The 23,265-nt window shown below is 66.4% G+C and carries 22 protein-coding genes and 1 riboswitch; of the genes, 10 read left to right on the top strand and 12 right to left on the bottom strand.

From position 1 onward, the window contains the following. Positions 1 to 4 precede the first annotated feature (4 nt). The 8 genes from NP552_RS00795 (at position 5) to NP552_RS00760 (ending at position 11,137) form a co-directional block, all read left to right on the top strand. Positions 5 to 1,180, top strand: coding sequence for a GNAT family N-acetyltransferase (locus NP552_RS00795; RefSeq protein ID WP_274096287.1), 1,176 nt, complete (start codon positions 5 to 7; stop codon positions 1,178 to 1,180). Further along, positions 1,152 to 1,952 (top strand): carbohydrate deacetylase, encoded by an 801-nt coding sequence (locus tag NP552_RS00790; protein WP_043860596.1) that lies wholly within the window; start codon positions 1,152 to 1,154, stop codon positions 1,950 to 1,952. Before NP552_RS00795 ends, NP552_RS00790 begins: the two co-directional genes overlap by 29 nt. Positions 1,953 to 2,012: 60 nt before the next feature. Continuing rightward, positions 2,013 to 6,413 carry a leucine-rich repeat domain-containing protein gene (locus NP552_RS00785; protein ID WP_274096286.1) on the top strand — a complete coding sequence of 1,467 codons (4,401 nt, stop codon included), beginning with the start codon at positions 2,013 to 2,015 and terminating at the stop codon, positions 6,411 to 6,413. A gap of 110 nt (positions 6,414 to 6,523) precedes the next feature. Next, positions 6,524 to 8,140: an NADP-dependent glyceraldehyde-3-phosphate dehydrogenase gene (locus NP552_RS00780; protein WP_054914453.1), complete on the top strand. Its 1,617-nt coding sequence runs from the start codon at positions 6,524 to 6,526 to the stop codon at positions 8,138 to 8,140. 164 nt (positions 8,141 to 8,304) lie between these two features. Further along, complete coding sequence (locus tag NP552_RS00775) at positions 8,305 to 8,772, top strand: VOC family protein (protein WP_043860593.1); 468 nt, start codon at positions 8,305 to 8,307, stop codon at positions 8,770 to 8,772. A gap of 81 nt (positions 8,773 to 8,853) precedes the next feature. Then, on the top strand, positions 8,854 to 10,053 hold the full coding sequence (locus NP552_RS00770; protein WP_054914452.1) for a hypothetical protein: 1,200 nt from the start codon (positions 8,854 to 8,856) through the stop codon (positions 10,051 to 10,053). 79 nt (positions 10,054 to 10,132) lie between these two features. Beyond that, a complete protein-coding gene (locus tag NP552_RS00765; RefSeq protein WP_043860591.1) occupies positions 10,133 to 10,480 on the top strand; it encodes a hypothetical protein in 348 nt (115 codons plus the stop codon). A gap of 144 nt (positions 10,481 to 10,624) precedes the next feature. Further along, positions 10,625 to 11,137, top strand: a complete 513-nt coding sequence (locus NP552_RS00760) for a FecR family protein (RefSeq protein WP_054914451.1) — start codon at positions 10,625 to 10,627, stop codon at positions 11,135 to 11,137. On the opposite strand, the gene NP552_RS00755 is transcribed toward NP552_RS00760, so the two are convergent. Beyond that, entirely contained in the window at positions 11,134 to 11,979 is an 846-nt protein-coding gene (locus NP552_RS00755) for a site-specific integrase (RefSeq protein ID WP_229590266.1), read from the bottom strand. The genes NP552_RS00760 and NP552_RS00755 overlap by 4 nt on opposite strands. A gap of 133 nt (positions 11,980 to 12,112) precedes the next feature. Then, on the bottom strand, positions 12,113 to 12,919 hold the full coding sequence (locus tag NP552_RS00750; protein ID WP_043860589.1) for a hypothetical protein: 807 nt from the start codon (positions 12,917 to 12,919) through the stop codon (positions 12,113 to 12,115). Between the two features lie 154 nt (positions 12,920 to 13,073). On the opposite strand from NP552_RS00750, the gene NP552_RS00745 reads away from it, so the two are divergent. Further along, positions 13,074 to 13,619 carry a hypothetical protein gene (locus NP552_RS00745; protein ID WP_043860588.1) on the top strand — a complete coding sequence of 182 codons (546 nt, stop codon included), beginning with the start codon at positions 13,074 to 13,076 and terminating at the stop codon, positions 13,617 to 13,619. An 88-nt stretch (positions 13,620 to 13,707) separates the two neighbouring features. Further along, the gene (locus NP552_RS00740) at positions 13,708 to 14,136 is read left to right on the top strand and encodes a RidA family protein (protein ID WP_054914449.1); all 429 of its coding nucleotides are present in this window, start codon (positions 13,708 to 13,710) and stop codon (positions 14,134 to 14,136) included. Between the two features lie 6 nt (positions 14,137 to 14,142). On the opposite strand, the gene NP552_RS00735 is transcribed toward NP552_RS00740, so the two are convergent. The 10 genes from NP552_RS00735 to NP552_RS00690 form a co-directional block, all read right to left on the bottom strand. Beyond that, the gene (locus NP552_RS00735; RefSeq protein ID WP_058540233.1) at positions 14,143 to 15,171 is read right to left on the bottom strand and encodes a hypothetical protein; all 1,029 of its coding nucleotides are present in this window, start codon (positions 15,169 to 15,171) and stop codon (positions 14,143 to 14,145) included. Positions 15,172 to 15,251: 80 nt separating this feature from the next. Next, positions 15,252 to 17,156 (bottom strand): M14 family metallopeptidase, encoded by a 1,905-nt coding sequence (locus NP552_RS00730; protein WP_274096285.1) that lies wholly within the window; start codon positions 17,154 to 17,156, stop codon positions 15,252 to 15,254. A 127-nt stretch (positions 17,157 to 17,283) separates the two neighbouring features. Then, on the bottom strand, positions 17,284 to 17,943 hold the full coding sequence (locus tag NP552_RS00725; protein WP_043860584.1) for a TenA family protein: 660 nt from the start codon (positions 17,941 to 17,943) through the stop codon (positions 17,284 to 17,286). A gap of 3 nt (positions 17,944 to 17,946) precedes the next feature. Beyond that, a complete protein-coding gene (locus NP552_RS00720; protein ID WP_058540235.1) occupies positions 17,947 to 18,597 on the bottom strand; it encodes a TenA family protein in 651 nt (216 codons plus the stop codon). Between the two features lie 32 nt (positions 18,598 to 18,629). After that, positions 18,630 to 18,745, bottom strand: a riboswitch (TPP riboswitch). A 126-nt stretch (positions 18,746 to 18,871) separates the two neighbouring features. Further along, a complete protein-coding gene (gene ureG, locus NP552_RS00715; protein WP_043860582.1) occupies positions 18,872 to 19,498 on the bottom strand; it encodes an urease accessory protein UreG in 627 nt (208 codons plus the stop codon). Positions 19,499 to 19,508: 10 nt separating this feature from the next. Continuing rightward, on the bottom strand, positions 19,509 to 20,183 hold the full coding sequence (locus tag NP552_RS00710) for an urease accessory protein UreF (protein ID WP_054914445.1): 675 nt from the start codon (positions 20,181 to 20,183) through the stop codon (positions 19,509 to 19,511). Next, positions 20,183 to 20,728, bottom strand: coding sequence for a HupE/UreJ family protein (locus NP552_RS00705; RefSeq protein ID WP_058540237.1), 546 nt, complete (start codon positions 20,726 to 20,728; stop codon positions 20,183 to 20,185). Before NP552_RS00705 ends, NP552_RS00710 begins: the two co-directional genes overlap by 1 nt. Positions 20,729 to 20,748: 20 nt before the next feature. Further along, positions 20,749 to 21,234: an urease accessory protein UreE gene (ureE, locus tag NP552_RS00700; protein ID WP_043859638.1), complete on the bottom strand. Its 486-nt coding sequence runs from the start codon at positions 21,232 to 21,234 to the stop codon at positions 20,749 to 20,751. A gap of 9 nt (positions 21,235 to 21,243) precedes the next feature. After that, positions 21,244 to 22,947: an urease subunit alpha gene (gene ureC, locus NP552_RS00695; protein WP_043859639.1), complete on the bottom strand. Its 1,704-nt coding sequence runs from the start codon at positions 22,945 to 22,947 to the stop codon at positions 21,244 to 21,246. After that, entirely contained in the window at positions 22,944 to 23,261 is a 318-nt protein-coding gene (locus NP552_RS00690) for an urease subunit beta (protein WP_054914443.1), read from the bottom strand. The genes ureC and NP552_RS00690 overlap by 4 nt, the downstream gene beginning before the upstream one ends. Positions 23,262 to 23,265 lie beyond the last annotated feature (4 nt).

The following is a 23,265-nucleotide window of genomic DNA, read 5'->3' as shown; positions in this document are numbered from 1 at the left end:
ACCGATGACCCTGACCTTTACCTGGCACGCCTCGTTGCGTGCCGACGGCTTCCCCGCCGACGCCTACGAGCAGTTGCGCGAGCGGCTGCCCGATGCCACCCCATTCAACAGCCTGGCCTGGCTGCGCGCCGCCGAGGCTGCCTTGCCGGCCAGCCAGCACCTGCAGGTACTGCTGGGGCATGCACAAGGACGCCTGGTGCTGTGCCTGCCGTTGGTCCGCACCCTTGAGCGCCACGGGCCGCTGGACTTTGCCGTGCTGCACCACCTGGGCTACCCCATGAGCGACCGCATCGGCCTGCTCATCGACCTGCCGACCAGTGCCGCCGGCCAGGTACTGGCAGCCATTCGCACGCGCCTGCCCCATGCCCTGCTGCAACTCAACGAAGTAACGGGCGATTCGCCCTGGCTGCAGCAGTGGGCACGCCGCAGTTCCACCCACGAACAGCGCACCGCCTGCCGTGCGCCGGTGCACCAGATAAGCGAGACCGACCGCCAGGAAGTCAGTGGCGACCCGCGCTACAAGTTGCGCCGCGCGCGCAAGCGCATCGCCGCCTGCGGGGCACAGGTGCGCCGAGTAACCCCCGATACCGCCAACGCAGCTTCCTGGCTGGAAGCCGTCAGCGCGGTCGAGGCCGTGAGCTGGAAAGGCGACGACGGGGTCGGCATCTTCTCGGTTCCCGCACAGCGCCAATGGATGTTCCAGGCCTTCACCGCGCTGGCGGCCGATGGCCGTCTGCGCCTGGTGGTGCTGGAACTGGACGGGCGCTGCATCAGCTACCGCCTGGGCCTGCTCGAACGGGGCCGCCTGTACGACTACAACCTCGCCTTCGTGCCGCAGTATGCCGACCTTGGCAGCGGCCGGGTGCTGCTGCAGGAATGGATCGACTGGGGGCTGGACGAAGGCTGGACGTGGATCGACGCTTCAAGGGTGAGCCTGGAGAACTCCAGCCACCAGCTGCATGAGCGCATGACCGGCCAGGTCGAGCACCTGCGCCACAGTTTCTACAGCTGGCGCCCGTCGGGCCTGTGCCTGGGCATGGCGCTGCGCCTGTGGCAACGCATCAAGCCCTGGATCAAACGCCGCCAACAGCAGCCCGTGCCGGCACCTGCCACTACCCCCACTGCCACACCCACAGCACAGGAGCGCCCGGATGCCGTCCCAAGTCATAGTCAACGCTGACGATTTTGGCCTCAACGAACACACCAACGCGGTGATCCTGCGCGCGTTCCAGTGCGGCCTGATCAGTTCGGCCACCGCCATGGCCAGCATGCCGGCATTCAAGGCCGCCTGCGCGCTGGCCCAGCAACCGGCCCTGCGCGGGCGCGTGGGCCTGCATTTCAACCTGACCTACGGGCGCCCGCTGAGCGAGCCGATCCGCGCGCTGGCGCAGTTCTGCAATGCCGAGGGCGAGTTCGACCTGGGCCTGTCGCGCAAGCGCCTGTGGCTGGGGCGCGCGGCCCGCCAGGCGGTGCACGAGGAACTGGCCGCGCAATGGCAGCGCTGCCTGGACCATGGGCTGACCCCCAGCCACCTGGACTCCCACCAGCACGTGCACAACCTGTGGCCCATCGGCGAAATCGTCGCCCGCTTCGCCGCCCGCGAAGGGGTGCCGATACGCCTGGCCCGCAATGTGGGGCACAACATCGGCCCGGCAAAACGCCTGTTCAAGACGTTGCTCAACCAGCGCCTGCGCCAGCTGGCCAGGCTGACCGCCGACCATGTGTGTACCCCGGTCGACCTGCGTGACGGCCTGGCCCCACGCCATGGCGTGCTCGAAGTGGTGGCGCACCCCAGTGCCCTGGGCAGCCACGACTTCGGCGATGCCTACCTGGGCAGTGGCGAGTCCTTGCAGGCCTTGCTCGACCAGCGCCTGGCGGGCGTGCCCAGGGTCGGCTACGCGTCGCTGCGCGAGGCGCGCCAGAGCACCCTGGACACTGCCTCCAACAGATAACTACCACCGCTTCGCCCGGCTGATCGGTTGTGCTGTCGGTCCACGGACCGGAGCACGACCATGCCTACCTCCCCTTCACGTATTCCCCACTCACCGTTCATCGTCCAGCGCCTGCCCACCTGGCTGAAACACACCAGCGCCCAGGACGCCGAAGACCTTCGGCGCCATCTGGCCCTGACCCATGTCATCCCCGATGCCGAACCGGACTGGCTGGCCAACGGCCTGCCCGATCAGCGTGACGCCGTGCGCGCAGCCAGGCGTCGCTATCGGCGGGCCAGCCAGACACTGGCAGGCACCCTCAAGGCCTTCCAGGGGTTGCTGGCATTTGCCGAGCCGCTGCTGCAGGCGCGCCTTGACGCCGAACTTGGCGAAACCCTGAACCTGCACACCACCGACCTGGTGCAGTTTCACGAAGAGGCCGACCTCTGGCAGCTCGCCACACGTACCACCTACCAGAAGCAGAGCCTGCTGCAGGCAGCGCTGCAGAACTTCGGTGACGACGTGACTTTCCTCGGCAAGAGTGCGATCACCCTGCAAGGCCATTTCCACCTCGACCTGACTGACGCCGGGCTTGCCTACCGCTATACCCGCCATCGCCTGTCACCCGCCGTGTTCGCCCGCCTGTGCCGCGAACTGGACCTGGGCGCCCGCTACCAGCAGCACCTGCAGGCAGTGTTCGAAACACCTGCCACGCAAGACAGGGTGCGTCGCGACTCGATCGATGCCAATCGCCAGTTGCTGCGCCTGGAGGTCACCGTGGCGAAAGCGCGCCAGCGCATCGGGCCAACCGCCTGCCGCCGGTTGCTGGCGCTGCTGGACGCGCCCGCCGCAGCAGGCGCCGAGGCCCCGCCAGTGCAGGCGAGCCTGCTGAGCATGAGCGGCGTACCGTTGCACGACATCCTGCTGTTTGCCCTGGCATCTGAGCAGCAGGCAGACAGCCTGCTGCTGTACCTGCCCGGCGACCCGGACGATGCCCTCACCGAGCATGCGTCGATGCCGGCGCTGGAGCGCTACCTCAAAGGGCGCCTCAACCACCCCGGGTTTCGCAGACTGTTTCAGCGCTACGTACCGCTGCAACAGCAGCAACACCTGTTCGATGTGCTCGGACACAACCTGGCCCGGCAGGTGGTCGACAAGGACGGACCGTGGCACTCGCAGGAGCAGGACAGCCTGTACCTGAGCCTTGCCCCGGTTGCCGGCGAGCTGTTCGGCGTGCTGCAGGACCGCCACCTGCAACGCCTGAAGGATGAAGCACGGGTACTCATGGTGCCCACCGCTGAAGCCGACGAGAAAGCGCGCAAGGCCCGCCTGGAACAATGGGAGACACGCGCGCTGAACGTGCTCAATGCCGCGGCGATGTTCGTGCCGGCGCTGGGCCCGGTCATGCTGGCGGTCACTGCGGTACAGCTGATCAAGGAGGTGTATGAAGGCGTGGAGGACTGGCAGGACGGCGACGTCGAGGGCGCCATGGCGCACCTGCAGTCGGTGGCGATCACTGCCGGCATGCTGGCCGGTTCGGTGCTGGCGATCAAGGCAGCGCCAGCGCTGGTCGATGCGTTGATCGAAGTGCCACTGCCCGATGGCAGTACGCGCCTGTACCTGCCCGACCTGGCACCCTACCGGCTGGACACGTCGCTGCACGCCGAGGTGACAGCCAACGACCAGGGCCAGTACCGGCACGCGGACCGGCACTACATCAGGCTCGGCGCCGACCTGTACGAGCAGCAGTTCGATGCGCACCAGCAGCAATGGCAACTGCGCCACCCCGAGCGTGAAGACGCCTATCGCCCCGCACTGGAGCACAACGGCCAGGGTGCCTGGCGCAGCGTGCATGAACAGCCGCTGAGCTGGTCGCGAGCCACCCTGCTGCGCCGTCTGGGCCCGCTTGCGCAAGGCCTGAGCGATGCAGAACTCGAACAGGCCTGCCAGGTCAGCGGCACCCGCGAAGACGCGCTGCGTCGGTTGCACGCCGCCAATCTGGGCCTGCCACCCTTGCTGGCCGATACGCTGCAACGGCTCAGGATCGCCCGGCAACTGCGCGCCGAAAACGTCACGGGCAGCGTCGGCAAGGCCCTGTTCGAGCAGCGTTACCTGGCCCTGGTGCCCCCGCAGCCGCACATCACGGCCCTGTGCGCACGCTTGCCCGGGTTGAGCCCGGTGCTGGCCCGCAGCCTGCTGGACACTGTCGGCCCGGCCCGGCTGGCACGCTGGGTGCCACCGGCAGCCATCCCCACTAAATTGCTGGAAGAGGCCGCCACGCTGGCCGCCCGTGTTCCCCTGGTACGCGCGACCGAAGGCCTGTATTGGCCAGCCCTGGCAACGCCGCAAAGCACGCGCCTGGCGCTGTTGTGCCTGGAGCACGCCCCCGGCTGGGACACCTCGGTCGTGCTGGAAGCACGCAGTGGTGGCCCGCGCGGCCCTCTGCTGCAGCGCGTGGGTCGTGCCACCCAGGCGCAGCGCAGGGTTCTGGTGCACGGTGCAGAAGGCTACCAGACCTTCAAGGACGACCTCCCGCTGCACGCGCCCGGCGACGACCTGTTCGCGGCCCTGCATGACAGCATCGCTCCCCGCTATCGCCAGGTGCTGGGCCTGGACACCAGGGCGGCGCTGCAGCAACGCGTGCTGTCGATGCTCGAACGCCCCCGCGGCGAACTTGCCACCTGGCTGTGGTCCGGCGAGGTCCGCGGCTGGGCCAGCGAAGCACGCCTGCTGGGCGGCAGTGACCGCCCCGGCTACCCGCCGGTGTCGCCTGCCAGCTCCTCACAGGAGGCCCGCTACCGCACGCTCTACCCGCATGCCAGCGGCGAAGAGGCGCGTGCCACAATGGCGGCCTGGGAGGCCAGCGAGATTCCGGCCCAGGCGCGGTTGCGCACGCTCGAACAAACCCTGCAACGCCTGAAAAGCGCGTTGACCCTGTGGGCCCTGCCCAGTACAGCCCGGCAATCGGCGCGGGAAGAAATCATCGCCGCCTGGCAGCGCCTGTCGGTGCGCGAGGTCGCCGATGGCGAAACCACCGTTCAGCTGAACCTGGACTACCTGGACCTGACCGACGGCGACCTGGAAAGCTTCCCTGCGCTGGAGGCCAACTTCGATCACGTGAATGAGCTGTCACTGGAGCAGAACTCCCTGACCCGGCTGCCTGACGCCTTCCTGCGCCACTTCACCCAGCTGCAGCGCGTCAGCCTGAACGGCTGCGAACTCACCAGCCTGCCCACCGGGCTGGGTGATCGGCTCAGCGTGCTGGACCTGGCCAACAACCGCCTGGTCTGGGACGAGCACCTGCAGCACGCCCTCGAAGGTTACCCGCAGTTGCGCGACCTGAGCCTGGCGAACAACCCGCTGGCAACCCCGCCCGACTTCGCCCGCCTGAACCGGCTGCAGGGCGTGGACCTGTACAACTGCAGCCTGGCGACCTATCCGGCAGGGCTCGATCAGCTGGACGCGCCGAACCTGGTGGACCTGTCCGGCAACCAGCTGCAGGAGCTGCCACCGACCGCCACCCTCTCACCTCCGCTGGCCCGGGCGCTGCGCCTGGAACACAATCCGCTGAGCGATGCTGCCCTGCAGGCGGCCGATGCCTACTACACCACCCACCGTATCGACCTGCTGGTGGCCGAGATCGATTACAACGAACTGCTCGACGACGCCACGCCACAACAGCGGGCCAGCTGGCAACGACTGCAGCAGAGCCTGCCGTCGGGGTTCTTCCGGGACCTGCGTGCCATGTTCGACAGCCCGCCCTACATCGTCGCCCCACTGACCTACCGGCGCCGCCTGTGGCGCCTGCTGACCTGGATGGACGCCAATGCGCCCCTGCGTGAGCAGATTCTCGCCCGCACAGGCGGCACCCTGCTCGACCTCGAACAGTTGGGCGAGGTGTCACAGGCCCTGGCCATCCCGGACCTGGCAACCCGCTCGCGCACCTTGCTGGCGACCATCGTCAACCACGTGCGTCTCAGAAAGCTCGGCTTCGGCGTGCTGAGCCTTTCGTTCAACATGTCCGAAGACAGCTACGCGACGCTCTACCAGTGGGCGCTCAAACGTATCACCCGGCTGCCGGGCCTGGACCTGGCCCAGGCGGCGCGTGCCGACGAGCCGGTGATCATCGACGCACTGGTCGATGTGATGCCGCTGCCGGGCGAAGCCTGGATAGAACAGCAGCGCAACCTGCTGCTGGCGGTTGACCCGACCACCTCCCACGGCCTGGACGAAGTACTGGCCATGAACCATGAAGAGGAACCGGTCTACCCTGCATGGGAGCACCACTTGCGCGAACGCTTCGCCGCACAGTTCGCCGCCTCGCGGGCAGCGCTGGACGACAGCCTGGAGCAGGCAGCCGAAACGCTGAGCGAAGGTGAACTGCTGGTGGAGGCGCAGCGCTTGCGGCAGGTGTACGAACAACGCCTCGTCGACCTGCGCAGAACCCTGACCGAGGGAGTGGCGCGAGGCACCATCGACTGACAGGCGGGCGCCGGCCCGGAGCGCACCCGGGCCAGGCTGGCTTTTGTGCCGGGGCCGGCGTTATGCTCGGCTGAACCGTTTCATTCACCATGGAAAAGAGGTATTGCGTCATGGATCGTCTGGACTCGCTGTTTCCCGCTGCCACGGATATTCCCGAGGCCTATCGCCTGGGCGACCCGCTCGAGCAGCGCGACTACCTGGTGGATGGGCAGCTGCACCGCTGGGAAGGCCCGCTGGCCACGGTGCGCAGCCCGGTGTGGCTCAAGACCGACGACGGTGAGCAGCAGGTGATACTCGGCAGCGCCCCGCTGCTGGACGCCGATACCGCCCTCACCGCCCTGGACGCCGCCGTGCGTGCCTACGACAAGGGCCGCGGCGTGTGGCCGAACATGCGCGTGGCCGAGCGCATCCAGCATGTGGAGGCGTTCCTGGCCCGCATGCGCGAGCAGCGCGCGGTGGTGGTCAAGTGGCTGATGTGGGAAATCGGCAAGAACCTCAAGGACTCCGAGAAGGAGTTCGACCGCACCTGCGACTACATCGTCGAGACCATCGGCGCCCTCAAGGAACTCGACCGGCGCTCCAGTCGCTTCGAACTGGAGCAGGACACCCTCGGCCAGATCCGTCGCGCGCCCCTGGGCGTGGCGCTGTGCATGGGCCCCTACAACTACCCGCTCAACGAGACCTTCACCACCTTGATCCCGGCGCTGATCATGGGCAACACCGTGGTGTTCAAGCCGGCCAAGTTCGGCGTGCTGCTGATTCGCCCTTTGCTGGAGGCGTTTCGCGACAGCTTCCCGGCCGGGGTGATCAATGTCATCTACGGGCGTGGCCGCGAGACCGTCAGCGCGCTGATGGCCAGCGGCAAGGTCGACGTGTTCGCCTTCATCGGCACCAACAAGGCCGCCAGCGACCTGAAGAAGCTTCACCCGCGCCCGCACCGCCTGCGCGCCGCGCTGGGGCTGGACGCCAAGAACCCGGGCATCGTGCTGCCCGAGGTCGACCTGGACAACGCGGTCAACGAGGCGGTCACCGGCGCCCTCTCGTTCAACGGCCAGCGCTGCACGGCGCTGAAGATCCTGTTCGTGCACGAGCAGGTGGTGGACGCCTTTCTCGACAAGTTCCAGCGCAAGCTGGCCGACCTCAAGCCCGGCATGCCATGGGACCCGGGCGTCAGCCTGACCCCGTTGCCCGAAGCAGGCAAGGTCGACTACCTGGGCGGCCTGGTAACCGATGCAGTAGCCCACGGTGCCAAGGTGATCAACCAGGGCGGCGGCCAGAGCCGCGGTTCGTTCTTCTACCCGGCGCTGCTGTACCCGGTGAACCCACAGATGCGCGTGTACCACGAAGAGCAGTTCGGGCCGGTGATCCCGGTGGTGCCCTACCGCGACCTGCAGACAGTGATCGACTACGTGCTGGATTCGGATTTCGGTCAGCAGTTGAGCATTTTCGGCACCGATTCGGCCACCGTGGGCCGGCTGGTCGACACCTTCGCCAACCAGGTCGGGCGCATCAACCTCAACGCCCAGTGCCAGCGCGGGCCGGACACCTACCCCTTCAACGGGCGCAAGAACTCGGCCGAAGGCACCCTGTCGGTGCATGACGCATTGCGCGTGTTCTCGATCCGCACCCTGGTGGCCACCAAGTTCCAGGAGGCCAACAAACAGCTGATCAGCCAGATCATTCGCAACCGCGAGTCGAGTTTCCTGACGACTGACTACATCTTCTGATTGCGTGGTGGGCAAAACGGTACAAGCATAGGCTTGGATCGCGGCGCACCTATCGCGGGTCAAGCCCGCTCCCACAAAGGCAGTGATGAACACGTGGGAGCGGGCTTGACCCGCGATAGGGCCCGTGTAGGCAACACACTTTTTGCGTACCAATGGAGGAAAAAATGGCCACCCAACCCATCCCCGACGGTCAGCACAGCATCACCCCCTACCTGGGCATCAAGGACGCTGCCAGGGCCATCGACTTCTACAAGGCCGCCTTTGGCGCCACCGAAATGTTCCGCCTCGACGCCCCCGATGGGCGTATCGGCCATGCCGAGCTGAAAATCGGCGATTCCTCGCTGATGCTGGCCGACCCCTGCGACCAGGCCGGCGGGCTCACCAGCAGCCAATCCCTGCAGGGCAGCGCCATCGGCCTGCACCTGTACGTCGAAGATGTCGACGCTACCTTCGCCCAGGCGCTGAAGGCCGGCGCCACCCAGGTCAACGCCGTGCAGAACCAGTTCTACGGCGACCGCAGCGGCACCCTCAAGGACCCTTTCGGCAACCTCTGGTTCGTCGCCACCCACGTCGAAGACGTGTCGGTCGAGGAAATCCGCGCCCGCGCGGCAAAAATGTTCAGCCCGCAATGAACGCCACCTGCACGCGGCGATGGTCGCGTGCAGGGCTTTGAATTAAGGTGGCAGGCACAGGAAGGCTGGCCAGGATCGTCCATGCGAATCATCGAGAAAAACGCCGCGCTGGTGCGCACCCTTACCCCCGCCGAAGAGGAACTGCTGCGCGGGTTCGTGCTGGGCGCCCTGGAGGGCCCGCGGCTGCTGCAGGCCAACCAGTTGCTGATGAAGGTACGCGCCGCCGGGCAGTGGCTGGCCTGTGACTGCCAGCCCAAAAGCATGCCGGTACTCAACGTCAACCTCAACGGCAGCACCGGCACGCTGTTTCTCAAGAACAACCCCGGCACCGCCGAACATGCGCCGGGCTGTGCCTTCACCAAGGACGAACGCGACACCGACGCCAGCCACAACGAGGCCGACACCCCGCCGGCGGCCTGGCTGGCACCGGACGCGCCGTTGCGCCTGATCGGTGATTTCCAGCGTGCCGCTGCCGGCAGCGGCGACGGCAACGGCAACGGCAGCGGCGACAGGCGCGAACAGCATCGCCTGCTCTCGCTGCTGCTGACCCTGATCGAAGCCAGCGGCCTGAACGTCTATGCCACCCACCTCAAAAAGGACCTGACCGCCCAGTTCGCCGAGCTGCGCAGCGTCGCCACCCGCTACCCGCTGATCGACCGCGTGCCCGCCAGCAACTACCTGGAAACCCGCCTGGACATGAAGCACATGATGATGCTCAAGGCACGTCTGCGCGACGCCACGGTGTTCGGCACACATCGGCGCCATGGCCTGCTGCTGGACTGCGTCAGCCAGATCAAGGCGCGCAAGGTGCTCACCGAACGCAGCGAAGACGGGTTCGACTTCCAGGGCCACCACCTGCTGTGGGGCGGTAGCCGCACCCCCGGCCCGCTGCTGGCGCTGGCCATCTATTCCCCCGCCACCGCCGGCAGCCACTTCTACGAACTGATCCATGTGGCCAGCGTGCCGGTGCTGTCGCGCGCTCACCTGTTCCCGGTGTACCGCGACGAAGAGCGCGAACCGCTGAAGATGCTCGTCTCGCTGATCGACTGGATGGCCGGCAAGGGTGTGAAGGTGGTGATGCGCCGGCCGGTGATCGGCGGTCGGGTGATGGACGAACTGGTGCTCAGCTCCGACCAGGACCGGGTGCTGTCCGTGTCGCTGACCGAACAGCCGCTGGGCCCGGAGCCCGAAACGGAAAACTTCAGGCGCTTTGCCGATTTCAAAGGCCTGGACACCTTCCGCAAGTACGTGGCGGGCTTCTTCATGCGGGGTCGCGACTAGACCGTCCGTCGCTCACGCCGCACCCTCGGCGCATGACGACGGACCAATGTCAGGTAGCCCACATGAAAGGAGTTCGACCATGACCCGCACCCCGATCACCGCTCTGCTGTTCGCCGCGCTGCTGGGCGCCCAGGCCACCGTGGCCCTGGCCGCAGGTACCGGCCCGACCAACCCTGCCCCCGGCAACGGCGTGCCCAACTCCACCCTTCCTGGGGCCGGGGTGGATGTACCGGCCCCGTCCAACGAGCCGTCCATGCCCAACGGCACCGACCCACGTACCCAGGGCAACGACGACGGCCGCCAGGGCGGCATGAACACCGATGACACCCGTGGGCAGATGCCCGAGGGCACCGGTTCCGAGAGAAATGGCCACGAAGGCTCCGAAAGCAACAACAGCGGCGGTGTCAGCGGCCCGGCTGGCAGCTGACCGCTGCGCCCGCAAGCTGGCTCCTACCGGCAATACACACCCTGTAGGAGCCGGCCTTGCCGGCGAAGGCCCAAGCACTGCAACCGCTTGAGTGCCGCCCCTGCTGCCCCTATCATCCCCAGCCTCTTCCACCTGGGGCTCCCCGTGTCTGACCCTCGCCTGAAACGCCTTGGCGCTTGCCTGTTGGCAATCCTTGGCAGCGCCTACCTGGCGCAGAACATCGTGCCATGGCGCCAATTGATGGCCGATGAACGCACCGGGCCGGCCCAGACACGCCTGCTGCAATTGAGCGATGGCAGCCAGCTTGCGCTCAACCACGCCACCCATGTGGACATCCGCTTCACCGCGCAGCAACGACGCCTGGTGCTGCACGACGGCGAAGTGCTGGTGCAGGCCAGCAGCGACCCGCGCCCGCTGATCGTCGAAACCCCGAGCGGTGAAGTCCGCGCACACTCCGGGACGTTCAGTGTCGATCATCTGCACAGGGGCTCCCAGGTCAACGCCTACGCGGCTGACGTACAGGTCCTGCCACGGCTGGGCACCCCCAGCCTGCTGCCCAGCGGCAGCGGGCTATGGTTGCGCCGTGCCGGCAGCAGCTGGCAATGGCCAGCCCGGCCCAGCCGAATCAACACCCGGGCCTGGCCCGCCGGTAGCTAGCAGTCGAAGCGGTCCACCGCGCGGCGCCGCTCGTTGTCGTCGCGCATGTCGTAGTTGGCCGTGGTCTGGATGTTGCTGTGATGCGCCAGCTTCTGCGCTATCGACAGGTCGTGCTCCTCGATCACCCGGGTGATGAACGAACGGCGAAAATCGTGGGGCATGATCTTCACGCCCACCTGGGTACCGCGTTGGCGGGCGATGTAGTAGATCGCGTGCTTGGTGATGCGCTCGCGGGTGATATGGCTGCCGCGGCGGATGCGGTTGAACAGGAAGGTATCGTCGGCCTGGCCCTCGGGCAGCTGCGAGCGGCGAAACTCCAGCCAGGCATTGAGCTTGTCGAAGGCCCACACCGGGGCGTACTTGATCAGCTGCTTGTTGCCCTTGCCCAGCACCTGCAGGCTGCGCTCGGCAAAGTCGATCTGCTTGAGGTCGAGGTTGACCGACTCGCTCTTGCGCATGCCGGTGCCGTACAGCAAGGCGATCACCGCCGCGTCGCGCAGCCCCTGCGGGCGCGGGTCGGCAGCGCAGGCCTCCATCAGTTCGCGGATCAGCGTGCGCTTGAGGTTGCGCCCCACCGGCAGGCGCGTGCCCTGGGCGGCCTTGACCGTGCGCATGCGCAGCAGCTGGTCCTGGCTGATCAGGCCCAGGCGCCAGGCTTCGTTCATCACCCCGCGAATCGCGTTGACGTACAGCGACGTGGTGTTGGGCGCATAGCCGTCGGCGCGCAACGCCGCCACCAGCGCAGTGACATGCCCCGGTTCGAGCAAGTGCCAGGGCACCTCCTTGATGTCGATGTCCTCGAAGTCCAGACGGTCGGCGGCGTCCTGCAGGATGTACTTCATGGTCAACTGGCTCGACGGGGCCAGTCGGGCGAGGTATTGCAGCAGGGGGTTGTGGAGCGATGCGTGCAGTGAATCAGGCAAACCGTGGGGTTCCTCTAGCGCAGTAGGGCAAATTCAGCCGGGGATGATACCCCTAGTCCACCAGGTAAAGCTTGATGGTTTCCCGGGTCAGCGAGATCACCTCGTGGGTGTAGCCCTCGGCATCGCTGGTGCCGTATTCCAGATACCCGTCCTTGCGCTGGATCACGTAGGCCACGCGTGGCAGCGGCCTGCCGGTTTCGCTGTCGGTGATGGGCAGGCGTGCACTGTAGAGCGGCGCCTCGACCTGCCTGGCGAAGGGTGCCAGCGGCGTGGCGTCGTCCAGCGTCGGCGCGGCCCACACAAAAGGTGGTATGTACGGGCTGTAGTCGTGCTTGTTCACTTCGGCCAGCAGCACCGAAACCGGGATGCGCATCACCAGTGAAAAGTACGCGTGATACGGGAACGCGGTGATGTACAGCTTGCACGGGATTGTGGTTCTGTTCTCGAGCAGGCGCTGGATGGTTTCGCGGGTCAGTTCAGTGCTGCTGGAGCGGCTCGGCAGGGTCTTGTCGAAGCTCATCTGCGCCAGGTAGTTGAAACTGCCATCGGGCGCGCGGCTTTCGAACTCGGGCGAGCCGGACAGGTTGTAGGTGATGACGTGCTCGAGGTCGAAGTTCTCGTCGCCGTCCAGCGCGCACACCAGCCGCTCGCTGATCTGGCCATTGCCGGTGTGGCGTTCGAACAGGCTGAGCAGGTCTTCGTCGGCCTGAAAACGCAGGTCGTAGCGGTACGGGTTGTCGCTGAACGACACAAAGCGCAGGGGCAACGGGTCGATGCCGTGGTCCTTGACGCAGCCACTGCTCAACAGTGCACCGGCGGCCAGCGTGAAGCCGAGGGCGAAGCGGTGAAACACAGGCATGCGCCCTTCTTCCATGAGTGTGGCGGGCGCGCAGGATGCCCTAGCAGGCACTCTGCGGCAAGTGTCACGGCGCTTTGTGCGATGCCTCGTGAACCGCTGGCGCAGCGTGACCAACTGGTGTATCAAGGCGCCCTCCCGCCCCCATGGATGACACATGCGCCTGCTTCCACTGATCGTACTTGGCCTGCTGGCTGCCCAGCTCAGTGCCTGTTCACTGTTCATCCCGCGCGCCAAGGCCACGGTCGAACCGATTTCCCTGCAAAAGCAGCTCGACAGCAACCACAGTGTGTACACCCTGACCTTCGCGGCAGATGTGGATGTGCTCGACGCCTTCCGGGGCAAGACCAGCCAGTTGGGCACGCGCATCGAATGCTCGATCACCGAGGATGAGAACCTCGCCTATGACCACCGCATGACGTATTCGCTGATCGGTGAGATCGAACGCGATGACCGACCGCCCCGTGATGGCCTGTTCACCTCGAAACTGAGCTTTCAGAAAAAAGACCAGTACCGCGACCTGAGCGACGCAGCGGCCCTCGACATGCTGGCAAGAAAGCCGGTACTGCCATGCACCATGAAGGCGTCCGGCTTCTTTGTGGGCTACTACTATTCGAAGCCGTTCACCTTGCAGGCCAGCGACCTGATCCGACTGATCAAGGGGCCGGTGCCTTCGCAGCGCCTATTTCTCAAACACTACTGAAGAACGTGCGGCGCCCTTGAAAACAGGTGCTTGACCTCAACCTAACTTGAGGTTTTACCCTTGCGCCTCCCTTGAGTGGAGTCGCCCCATGAGCACCAGCCAACCCGCTGTATTTGTGTTGTCCAACCCCGAAGGCCTGTACGACCCCAGCGCCAATGCCTATTCACACGTGGCCGAGGTCAGCACCGCCGCCAAGCTGCTGTACATCGCCGGCCAGGGGGGTGAAGACCCTGCCGGTACGCTGTCGCCCGACTTTGCCGAACAGGCGCGCCAGGCACTGCTCAACCTGCGCACCGCGCTGGAATCCAGAGGTGCGAGCCTGGCCGATGTATTCAAGCTGACCCTGCTGATCGTGGACCATAGCGAAGCCAGGCTGGCGCTGTGGGTGGCGGCTGCCAACGCCGCCTGGGGCCAGCTCAGCAAACCGACCTGCACCCTGATACCCGTGCCGCGCCTGGCACTGGACGGCATGCAGATCGAAGTCGATGCGGTGGCGGCCCTGCCCGCTTCGAGCTGATGGCCCCTAGCGCAGCGTGCACTGCGTCTGCACGATCGAGCGGTTGATGCGGTCCAGCTCGCTCTCGGCAACGACCCTGTTGTGGACGTTGAAGGCCATTTCATAGGCCTGGTTGGCAAACGCGGTGCAGTTGGGCCGCTCGAGAATCACCGCATCCATGCGCAACGCGTAGATGACCAGGGCGTCCGCCGACTGACCGGCGCGTTCGCGGTAGGCATAGCGTTGCTGGCGGGCCTGCTCGAAGTTGGCCTGCACTGCCTTTTCATAGTTGGCCTTTTGCGTGCGCTGCACAGTGGCCACCGGCACAGTGAGCAATTGATACACCGCCTGCTCGTAGGTCTTGGGGAAGCGGACTTCGTTGGTTTCGTGCAGCAACGTCTGGTTCATCACGTACAAGGTGGTGGTCGGACAGTAGTCGAAGCGCCCGCAGGCCTTGCTTGCCTTGGCTTGCAGGGCATCTGGCTGAAACCGCTGCGCCGACCAGCCCAGGGCCAGGTTGTACTGCTTGAGCGCCGTGTAATCGGCCTTCAACGCCTTGTTGAACGCCGCGAAGCACGCCGTGGTCTGCGCCGTCTGCGCATCGCCACAGCCTTTCACGCCAGAGATGTCGTCCAGCGAGTCGCCGCTGTAGTCGAGGGTCAGCGCTGGCCGTGCAGGCGTTGTCGACACCGCCACACCCTGGGTCTTGAGTGCACTGTAGCGGGCCGTCATTGCTTGCAACCTGGCACCGTCGGCTTTCTGCACGGCGGCGATTTCCAGCAGTTGCTTGACCGCGTCGAGGTCCTGGGGCTTGAGGTCCTTGTTGCCGGTCAGTGCCTCCAGCAGGTCCAGCGTGGCATTGGCATCACCGGCTTCGGAGTCCATGCGCAGCGCGCTCAAGGTCGACGCATAGCGGCTCTGTTGCACGAACTCGCCAAGGTTCATTTCTTCAAGGCTTGCGTACTTGAGCGGCTGTGCAATCTGCTGGCTCATGTCCTGGGCACACGCCAGCGAGGCGTACAGCAGGGTGATGGCAAGGGTAAGGCTGGTCTTCATGGACGTCCTGACAAGGCAACGCCACCGCAATGGTCGCGGTGGCCCACACCTGCATCGGCACGGCTGGCGCTTCCTTTAACTCAGTACACGGCCCCCACCGGGTACACGAATGCATTCACGTCATAGAAGGGCGTGCGCTGGTAAAACCAGTGCAGGCGCGCACTCGGGCTGTCGGCGAAGGCCTTGTCGTCCTTGAGGCGGGCCTCGAACTCGGCCTTGAGTGCCGGGCTCTCGGCCAGCATCTTGCGCGCCATCGGCTCCATCACGTATTCCTCTGGCTCCTCCGCCGCCACCAGGGTCGCGTTGAAGAAACCCCAGGCCCAGAACGAGTCGGGGCTTTGCGGGTGCAACAGATTGATCGCCAGCACACCCAGCGGCTGGTCGACGTCGATCAGCACCGAACCCGCCGCAAAGGTCTGCATACGCTCCAGCGGGTTGGCCACGCCACTGACCAGCAGATGCCCTTCATAGCCCGGAATCTCGTTGGCTGCCGCACGGTCCGGCTCGAAGCCACCGGCCACCTTCACCTCATCCATGCGGTACAGCGTCACCGCCATCGCCGTGGGCTGCTCGAGGGTGCGCATGCGGATGCCATGCGCCTTGAGCCGCGCGATCACCTCGGCCCACTGCGCCGGCACCACGTACTGGCGTGGGCGCTTGACCACCAGGTCGGGCTCGGTGTTGCCAGTGACCGGCACCGTCAGCGGCTTGGGCACGTTGCCCCACACGATCGTCCTGGCACCGGTGATCGGCGACTGTTCGTAGCGGTAGTCGCCCACCTTGAAGTCCACCTGCTCCTCCTTGCCCGGCTTCCATGTCAGCACCACCTCGCGCTGGGCCGCGAGCCGGGCACGGTCACTGGCAATGGCCTGCTGCAGCGAAGCGGCCTGTTCGCCGATCACCTGGAACATCGTCTTGAGCATCACGTAGTTGCCCAGCACCTGGGTCTGGTACGGGTGCAGTGCATGCTGCTCGATCAGAATCGACGGCACGTTGCGGATATCGCCGTACTGGTTGGAGAAGCGCGCCAGGTCGGTGCGGTACGGGTAGTAGCCCTGGGTCGGGTCCTGGTTGTCGTTCATGCTGATGCACTCGTGCACCACATGCCCCTCGCCCTCCAGCGCCTGGTACACCGGCGCACGCATCACCGTGTCCATCCACGCGCTGCTGGCCGGCGACCAGCCATTGCCGTTATGGCAATACGAGCTGTCGTAGGGGTACATCGCGCCATCGGTGGAGTGGGTGTCGGCGAAGAAGCTCAGCTCGTAGGTGTTGAACACCCAGGCCACGTTGCGGATCTCGGCGCTGTCGAGCTTGGTGAAATCGCGGTTCAGGTTGAGGTTGCGCCCGTTCACGCGCCAGCCACTCTGGCGGGGGCCGTTCTGGTTGATTCGGCCATAGGCGCTGCGGCGGATATCGCCGTCCACGTTGACACTGGGGATGAACAGGATGTTGACCTTCTGCAGCAGGCCGGCCAGCGGCTTGCTGCCGGTGGTCATGTCGCGCAGCAGCATGAACATCGCGTCCTTGCCGTTGGACTCGCCGGGGTGGATACCGGCCTCGATAAAGAGCGTCGGCTTGCCCGAACGCTTGAGCGCGGCGGGTGACTTGTCGGCCTCCAGCGAGGCCACCACCAGCAGCATCGGGTGGCCCTCGGCGCTTTTCTCCGGCAGCTCGCTGAGCACGATGGCGCCATTGGCGGCGGATGCCAGTTGCTGAAGGTAATCGCGGGTTTGCGCGTAGGTGCTGGTGTCGGCAAAGCCGGTGGCTTCGGCGACGGTGATCAGGGGGTTGCCGGCGGGCGCGATATAGCGGGTACTGGTGAGGGTCTGCTCGAACATTGCCGGCAGAATGCGTTGCTTGGCGGCCTCGGGGTAGCCGCTGTCATCGATATAGGCCGGGGCGCCGGGCAAGGCCGCAAGGGCGGGCAGGCTGCCGAGCAGCAGCAAGGTGGCCAGCAGGGGCTGCGGGTGCAGGTCGTTCATGATGGGTCCTTATCATGCGTAAGCAGGCAACCTTAGCTGATAAGGGGCAATGTCACCGCGATGGGATGCCGGCGAAGCGCCGCGCGAGCGGCGCTCGGTGCCGGGAGCGCCGTTGCGCCACGCCGTTCTACCGCGCCGCCAACCCCATCTGCCAGAAATCCGCCTCCAGCCGCGACGCCTGGGCAAAGATCGCCACCAGCTCGGTGAAGCGCTGCTCGGTCATGCTGCGCGCCGCCAGTTCGTCCAGGTGCAGGCGCGCTGCAGCAGCCACGCCCTGATACCCCTCCCCGGCATACTCGCCAATCCACTCGCGGTACGGATGATCACCCAGCGCCGCCACCCCGTCGGGGCTCAGCGCCCGGCCGATCTCGGCGTAGCCGATCACACAGGGCGACAGCGCCACATGCAGGTCCAGCAAGTCGCCCGCCGCGCCGCAATCGAGCACGAAGCGCGTATAGGCCACGGTGGCCTGGTGCTCCGGCGCGGCCTCGATGTCAGCCTTGGACAAGCCCCAGCGCGCGCACAGGCGTACATGCAGGTCGGTCTCGTCCAGAATCGCCGCAAGCCCCGCCTGGGCGGCACGAATGTCCGAAGGCCGGCGGCTCTTGTACGCGGCCAGCGCCCAGGCCCGCGCGAACTGGATCAGGAACAGGTAATCCTGCACCAGGTAGGTACGAAACGCCGTTTCGGGCAAGCTGCCCTGGCCCATCTGGCGCACGAAGCTGTGGTCCACGTAACTGGCCCACTCGGTCGGTGCAGCAGCTTTCAAACGGTCGAAAATATCCATCCTTCACTCCCCCTGTGGGTACACGGCATCGAAAAACTCAAGCTCCAGCGCCACGGCACGCAAGAAGAAATCGGTGCTCAGCGCCTCTTCCTGCGGGCCCACGCGGTCGAGTTCGGCGCCCAGGAACGCGACGAAGTCGGCGAAGGCCGGGTTGTCGTGCAAGGTGATCCACTCGGCGTGCACGAAGTTGTCCGGCAGCGGCCTGGGCGCCTTGAGCGCCCAGTCCAGGTACAGGCCCTCGGCCACGTTGAGCACCGCCAGCACCGCCGCATAGGATCGGGTGGCCGCCGCCTGGCGCATGATCGCCTTGAAGCCGGCCGTGGGCTGTGCGTCGGCCGGCGCGGTGCGTTGCGCCTCGCTCACGCCCAGTGCCTCAAAGGCGCGCAGGAAATAGGTGTTTTCATCGCTGGCGATCATGCCGGCGAAACGCGCCAGGCGCAGGCGCGCATCGAAGGTGTCGGCGGTGGCAATGGCCGCGCCGAGCAGGGTCAGGAAGCTGTCGATGAAGCGATGGTCTTGCACGAGGTAACGCACCATCACCGGGTCCGGCAGGCTGCCGTCGCACAGCTGGGTGACGAAACGGTGGCCGACGGCGGCCGACCAGGTGGGTTCGCTTTGTTTGCGCAGGTGTTCGGTGAAACGTGGGGCAGTCATGGAGCGGCCTCGCAGTGAGACCGGCAAAGAAGGCAGGCGCTAGATCCCATCCCTTCGCCGGCATGATCCGGATCAGGTTCGAAGGGTCACCGCGCTGCAGATGCCAGCGGTTTCTCAGCCCGTTGCCGGGGCTCCCCTTGGTGCGCACACTGTATACAGCGATGTGGGCAATGTGCAATGCGCAGGCACCGCATCGATGCCATCGCGGGTCAAGCCCGCTCCCACAGGAGCTGGCGCCGTCCTTGTGGGAGCGGGCTTGACCCGCGATAGGCATTCACACCGAAACCGGTTTCAACATCCCCCGCTCGACAATGAACCCGATCACCGCCTGCAAACCCTGCCCCGTCTTCAGGTTGCTGAACGTCCACGGCCGCTCGGGCCGCATGCGCCGGGTGTCCTTTTCCATCACCTCCAGCGACGCACCCACATAGGGCGCCAGGTCGATCTTGTTGATCACCAGAAAATCCGACTTGGTGATCCCCGGCCCGCCCTTGCGCGGGATCTTCTCGCCTTCGGCCACGTCGATCACGTAGATCGTCAGGTCGGCCAGCTCCGGGCTGAAGGTGGCACTCAGGTTGTCACCGCCACTCTCGACGAAGATCACTTCCAGGTTGCCGAACTTGCGCGCCAGATCCTCCACCGCCGCCAGGTTCATCGAGGCATCTTCACGGATCGCGGTATGCGGGCAGCCGCCGGTCTCCACGCCGACGATGCGCTCGGGTTCGAGCGCGCCGGCTTCGGTAAGGATGCGCTGGTCTTCCTTGGTGTAGATGTCGTTGGTGACCACGGCGATCTGGTAGTCATCGCGCATGGCCTTGCACAGCGCTTCGAGCAGCGCGGTCTTGCCGGAGCCGACCGGGCCGCCGACACCGACGCGCAGGGGTTGCTGGTAGCTTTGCATGGCAGTTTCCTCAGGATCGGAACAATCGGGTGTATTGGGTTTCATGGCGGGCAGAGGCAATCGCCAGCAACGGCAGGCCGCCGCCCAGGTGTTCATCAGGTACGTCCAGCGCCCACTCCAGTACCGCAGGCAGCTCCTCGCACAACTCGCGCAGCAGGGTCTGGGCTGCCTGCTGACCGAACGGCACCAGCTTGACCCCAGCCATCACCGCCCCTTCCAGCCAGGCAAAGCCATGCCCCAGGGCCAGCTCACGCAGCGGGATCTGCCAGTGCACGGCCAGCCAGGCCATGCCGCCCAGCTGGCTCAGCTCGACGCTGCTGCGCCAGGCCGGCGCCTGACACAGCTGCCAGCCATCGAGCAGGCGCGCCAGGGCCTTGCCGCGCTGGCGTTCCTCCAGGCGCAGCTCGGCGGTTTCGCGGTTGGCCAGCAGAAAGCTGCTCCAGTGGGCGAACGCATCGGCATCTTGCGCGCGGCACGCGCTGTACAGCCGTTGCAGCAGCGGCCAGTCGAGGTGGCCGAGGGTGTCGTGCAACTGCTCGCGCTGCCAGGCGCCAAAGCCGTCGGCCCCGGTCACCCAGCCCGCCTCCACCGCCCACTCCAACCCCTGGGAATAGGTGAAGCCCCCCACCGGCAGGTTGGCGCTGACCAGTTGCAGCAGGCGCAGCAACTGCAGGTTGGCGCTCATCAGCCGGCCAGCACCAGGGCGGCACCGGCCAGCAGGCCGCCGCCACAGGCCTTCTGCAGCCCAGGGTGACGGCGCAACAGGCGTCCGGCGCCATAGCCTGCCAGCAGCAACAGGCCGCTGACCGCGACAAAGCCTGCGCTGAACACCCAGAACGCGCCCGGGCTGGCTTCGACGCCGTGGGCCCAGCCGTGAAACAGCGCGAACACCGGCATGACCAGCGCCAGCAGCACCTGGCGGCTGGGCAGCAGCAGCGCCGCGGCGGCCACCAGCAGCGAGCCGATGATCATGCTCTCCATGCCGATCACGCCCCCGAACAGATGGCCCATCAGCGCGCCGCCGAACATCGCCGCCAGCGTGGCCAGCGGCAGCGCCAGGGTGCGCCCGGTCAGGGCGGCCAGCACCCCGGTGCCCAGCAGCATCAGCAGGTGGTCAAGCCCGGTGAGCGGGTGCAGCAACCCGTCCTGCAGGGGGTTGCTGTCGTGGCCGGGGTGGGCGAACGCAGGGACGGCGATCAGCAGCAAGGCAAACGCGAGGGTCTTTTTCATCGTGCAACTCCATGTCGAAATCAGTGGGCGTGGCCAGGCACGCGAACAAAGGGGTGATCGTTGTGGCTGTGGCTGTGCGGCGCGCTCTGGTAGGCGCCGGCCTCGGGCTCGAACGGCGCCTGCTCCACCGTCACCTCAAGGCCGAAGCCACGCACCATGTCGTCCAGCACATGGTCGTGCTGGTACCGCACGAAATCGCGCTCGATCTGCAACGGCACATGCCGATTGCCCAGGTGATAGGCGGCGCGGGCCAGCGCCAGCGGGTCGGCGCAGCGCACCGTCGAAACCTGCTCCGGCGCCGCCAGCACGCGAATCACCTCACGCCCCTGGGCGTCGGCCAGCAGCTCGCCGCCGCGAATCAGCTGGCCGCGTTCGAGCATCAGCCCGGCCTCGCGCCCGTCATCCAGGGTGATGCGCACGCGGCTCTTGATGCGCGTATCCAGGCTCAGGGTGGCAGTGGCGCCGATGTGTGCGGCCTGGTTCAGGCGTTGCGTCAACAGGATCATGCTCGCTCCTCAAAACAGAAAATAACGCTGCGCCATCGGCAGCACGCTGGCCGGCTCGCACACCAGCAGCTCGCCGTCGGCGCGTACCTCATAGGTTTGTGAATCCACTTCGATGGTGGGCATCAGCCCGTTGTGCAGCATGTCGGCCTTGCGCACCGTGCGACAGCCCCGGGCCACGCCGATCAGGCTGCGCAGACGCAGTTCATGGTGAACGCCACGCTCCACCGCGGCCTGGGACAGGAACGTCATGCGCGTGGCGTTGCGCGCCTGGCCCAGGGCGCCGAACATCGGCCGGTAGTGCACCGGCTGCGGCGTCGGGATCGAGCCGTTGATGTCGCCCATCGGCGCCATCACGATCATCCCGCCCTTGAGCACCAGTGCGGGCTTGACCCCGAAGAACGCCGGCGACCACAGCACCAGGTCGGCCAGCTTGCCGGCCTCCAGCGAACCGACTTCATGGGCGATGCCATGGGTCAGCGCCGGGTTGATGGTGTACTTGGCGATGTAGCGCTTGACCCGGAAGTTGTCGCTGCGCGCGGTGTCAGGCGCCAACGGGCCGCGGCGCAGTTTCATCTGGTGCGCCACCTGCCAGGTGCGCAGCACCACCTCGCCCACCCGGCCCATGGCCTGGGAGTCTGACGAGGTCATCGAGAACGCGCCGATGTCGTGCAGGATGTCTTCGGCGGCAATCGTCTCGCGGCGGATGCGCGACTCGGCGAAGGCCACGTCCTCGGGGATGCTGGTGTCCAGGTGGTGGCACACCATCAGCATGTCCAGGTGCTCGTCCACGGTGTTGACGGTGTACGGCAGGGTCGGGTTGGTGGAGGACGGCAGCACGTTGGCGTAGCCCGCCGCACGGATGATGTCCGGCGCATGCCCGCCGCCCGCACCCTCGGTATGGAAGGTGTGGATGGTGCGGTCGCCGATGGCGGCCAGGGTGTCTTCGATGCAGCCGCTCTCGTTGAGGGTGTCGCTGTGCAGCGCCACCTGCACGTCCATCGCCTCGGCCACGCCCAGGCAACAATCGATGGCCGCCGGGGTCGAGCCCCAGTCTTCGTGCAGCTTGAGCCCCACCGCCCCGGCCTCGATCTGCTCGCGCAGGGCCTGGGGTTGCGAGGCATTGCCCTTGCCCAGCAGGCCGATGTTGATCGGCAGTTCGTCGGCGGCCTGGAGCATGCGCGCCAGGTACCAGGTGCCCGAAGTACAGGTGGTGGCATTGGTGCCGGTGGCCGGCCCGGTGCCGCCGCCGATGAAGGTGGTGATGCCCGACACCAGCGCCTCGTCGACCTGCTGCGGGCAGATGAAGTGAATGTGCGAGTCGATGCCGCCGGCGGTGACGATCTTGCCCTCGGCGGCGATCACCTCGGTGCCCGGCCCCACCGCCAGGGTCACGCCGGGCTGCACGTCGGGGTTGCCGGCCTTGCCGATGCCGAAGATGCGCCCGTTCTTCACGCCGATATCGGCCTTGACGATGCCCCAGTGGTCGATGATCAGGGCGTTGGTCAGCACCAGGTCCATGGCCTCGGCGGCCAGCATCTGGCCCTGGCCCATGCCGTCGCGGATCACCTTGCCGCCGCCGAACTTGACCTCTTCACCGTAGACCGTGAAGTCCTGCTCGACCTCCACCCACAGCTCGGTGTCGGCCAGCCGCACGCGGTCACCCACGGTGGGGCCGAACATGTCGGCATAGGCACGCCGGGAAATACGGCTCATGCCACGGCCTCCAGCTTGCCCATCACCCGGCCCTGGAAGCCATACACCTCGCGCTTGCCGGCATAGGCCACCAGGTTGACGGTGCGCGCCTGGCCCGGTTCGAAGCGCACGGCAGTGCCGGCGGCGATGTCCAGGCGAAAGCCGCGGGTAGCCTCGCGCTCGAACACCAGAAAGGCGTTGACCTCGTAGAAGTGATAGTGCGAGCCGACCTGGATCGGCCGATCGCCATGGTTGGCCACGCTGACGCTGATCGTGGCGCGACCGGCGTTGAGTTCGATGTCGCCGTCGGCGACCTGGATTTCTCCGGGAATCATGGGC

It is taken from the genome of Pseudomonas sp. 8209, assembly GCF_028682105.1.
In the GTDB taxonomy this organism is placed as follows: domain Bacteria; phylum Pseudomonadota; class Gammaproteobacteria; order Pseudomonadales; family Pseudomonadaceae; genus Aquipseudomonas; species Aquipseudomonas palmensis.
Note: the sequence above shows the minus strand (reverse complement) of the source record. Positions and strands in the feature narration are given on the sequence as shown.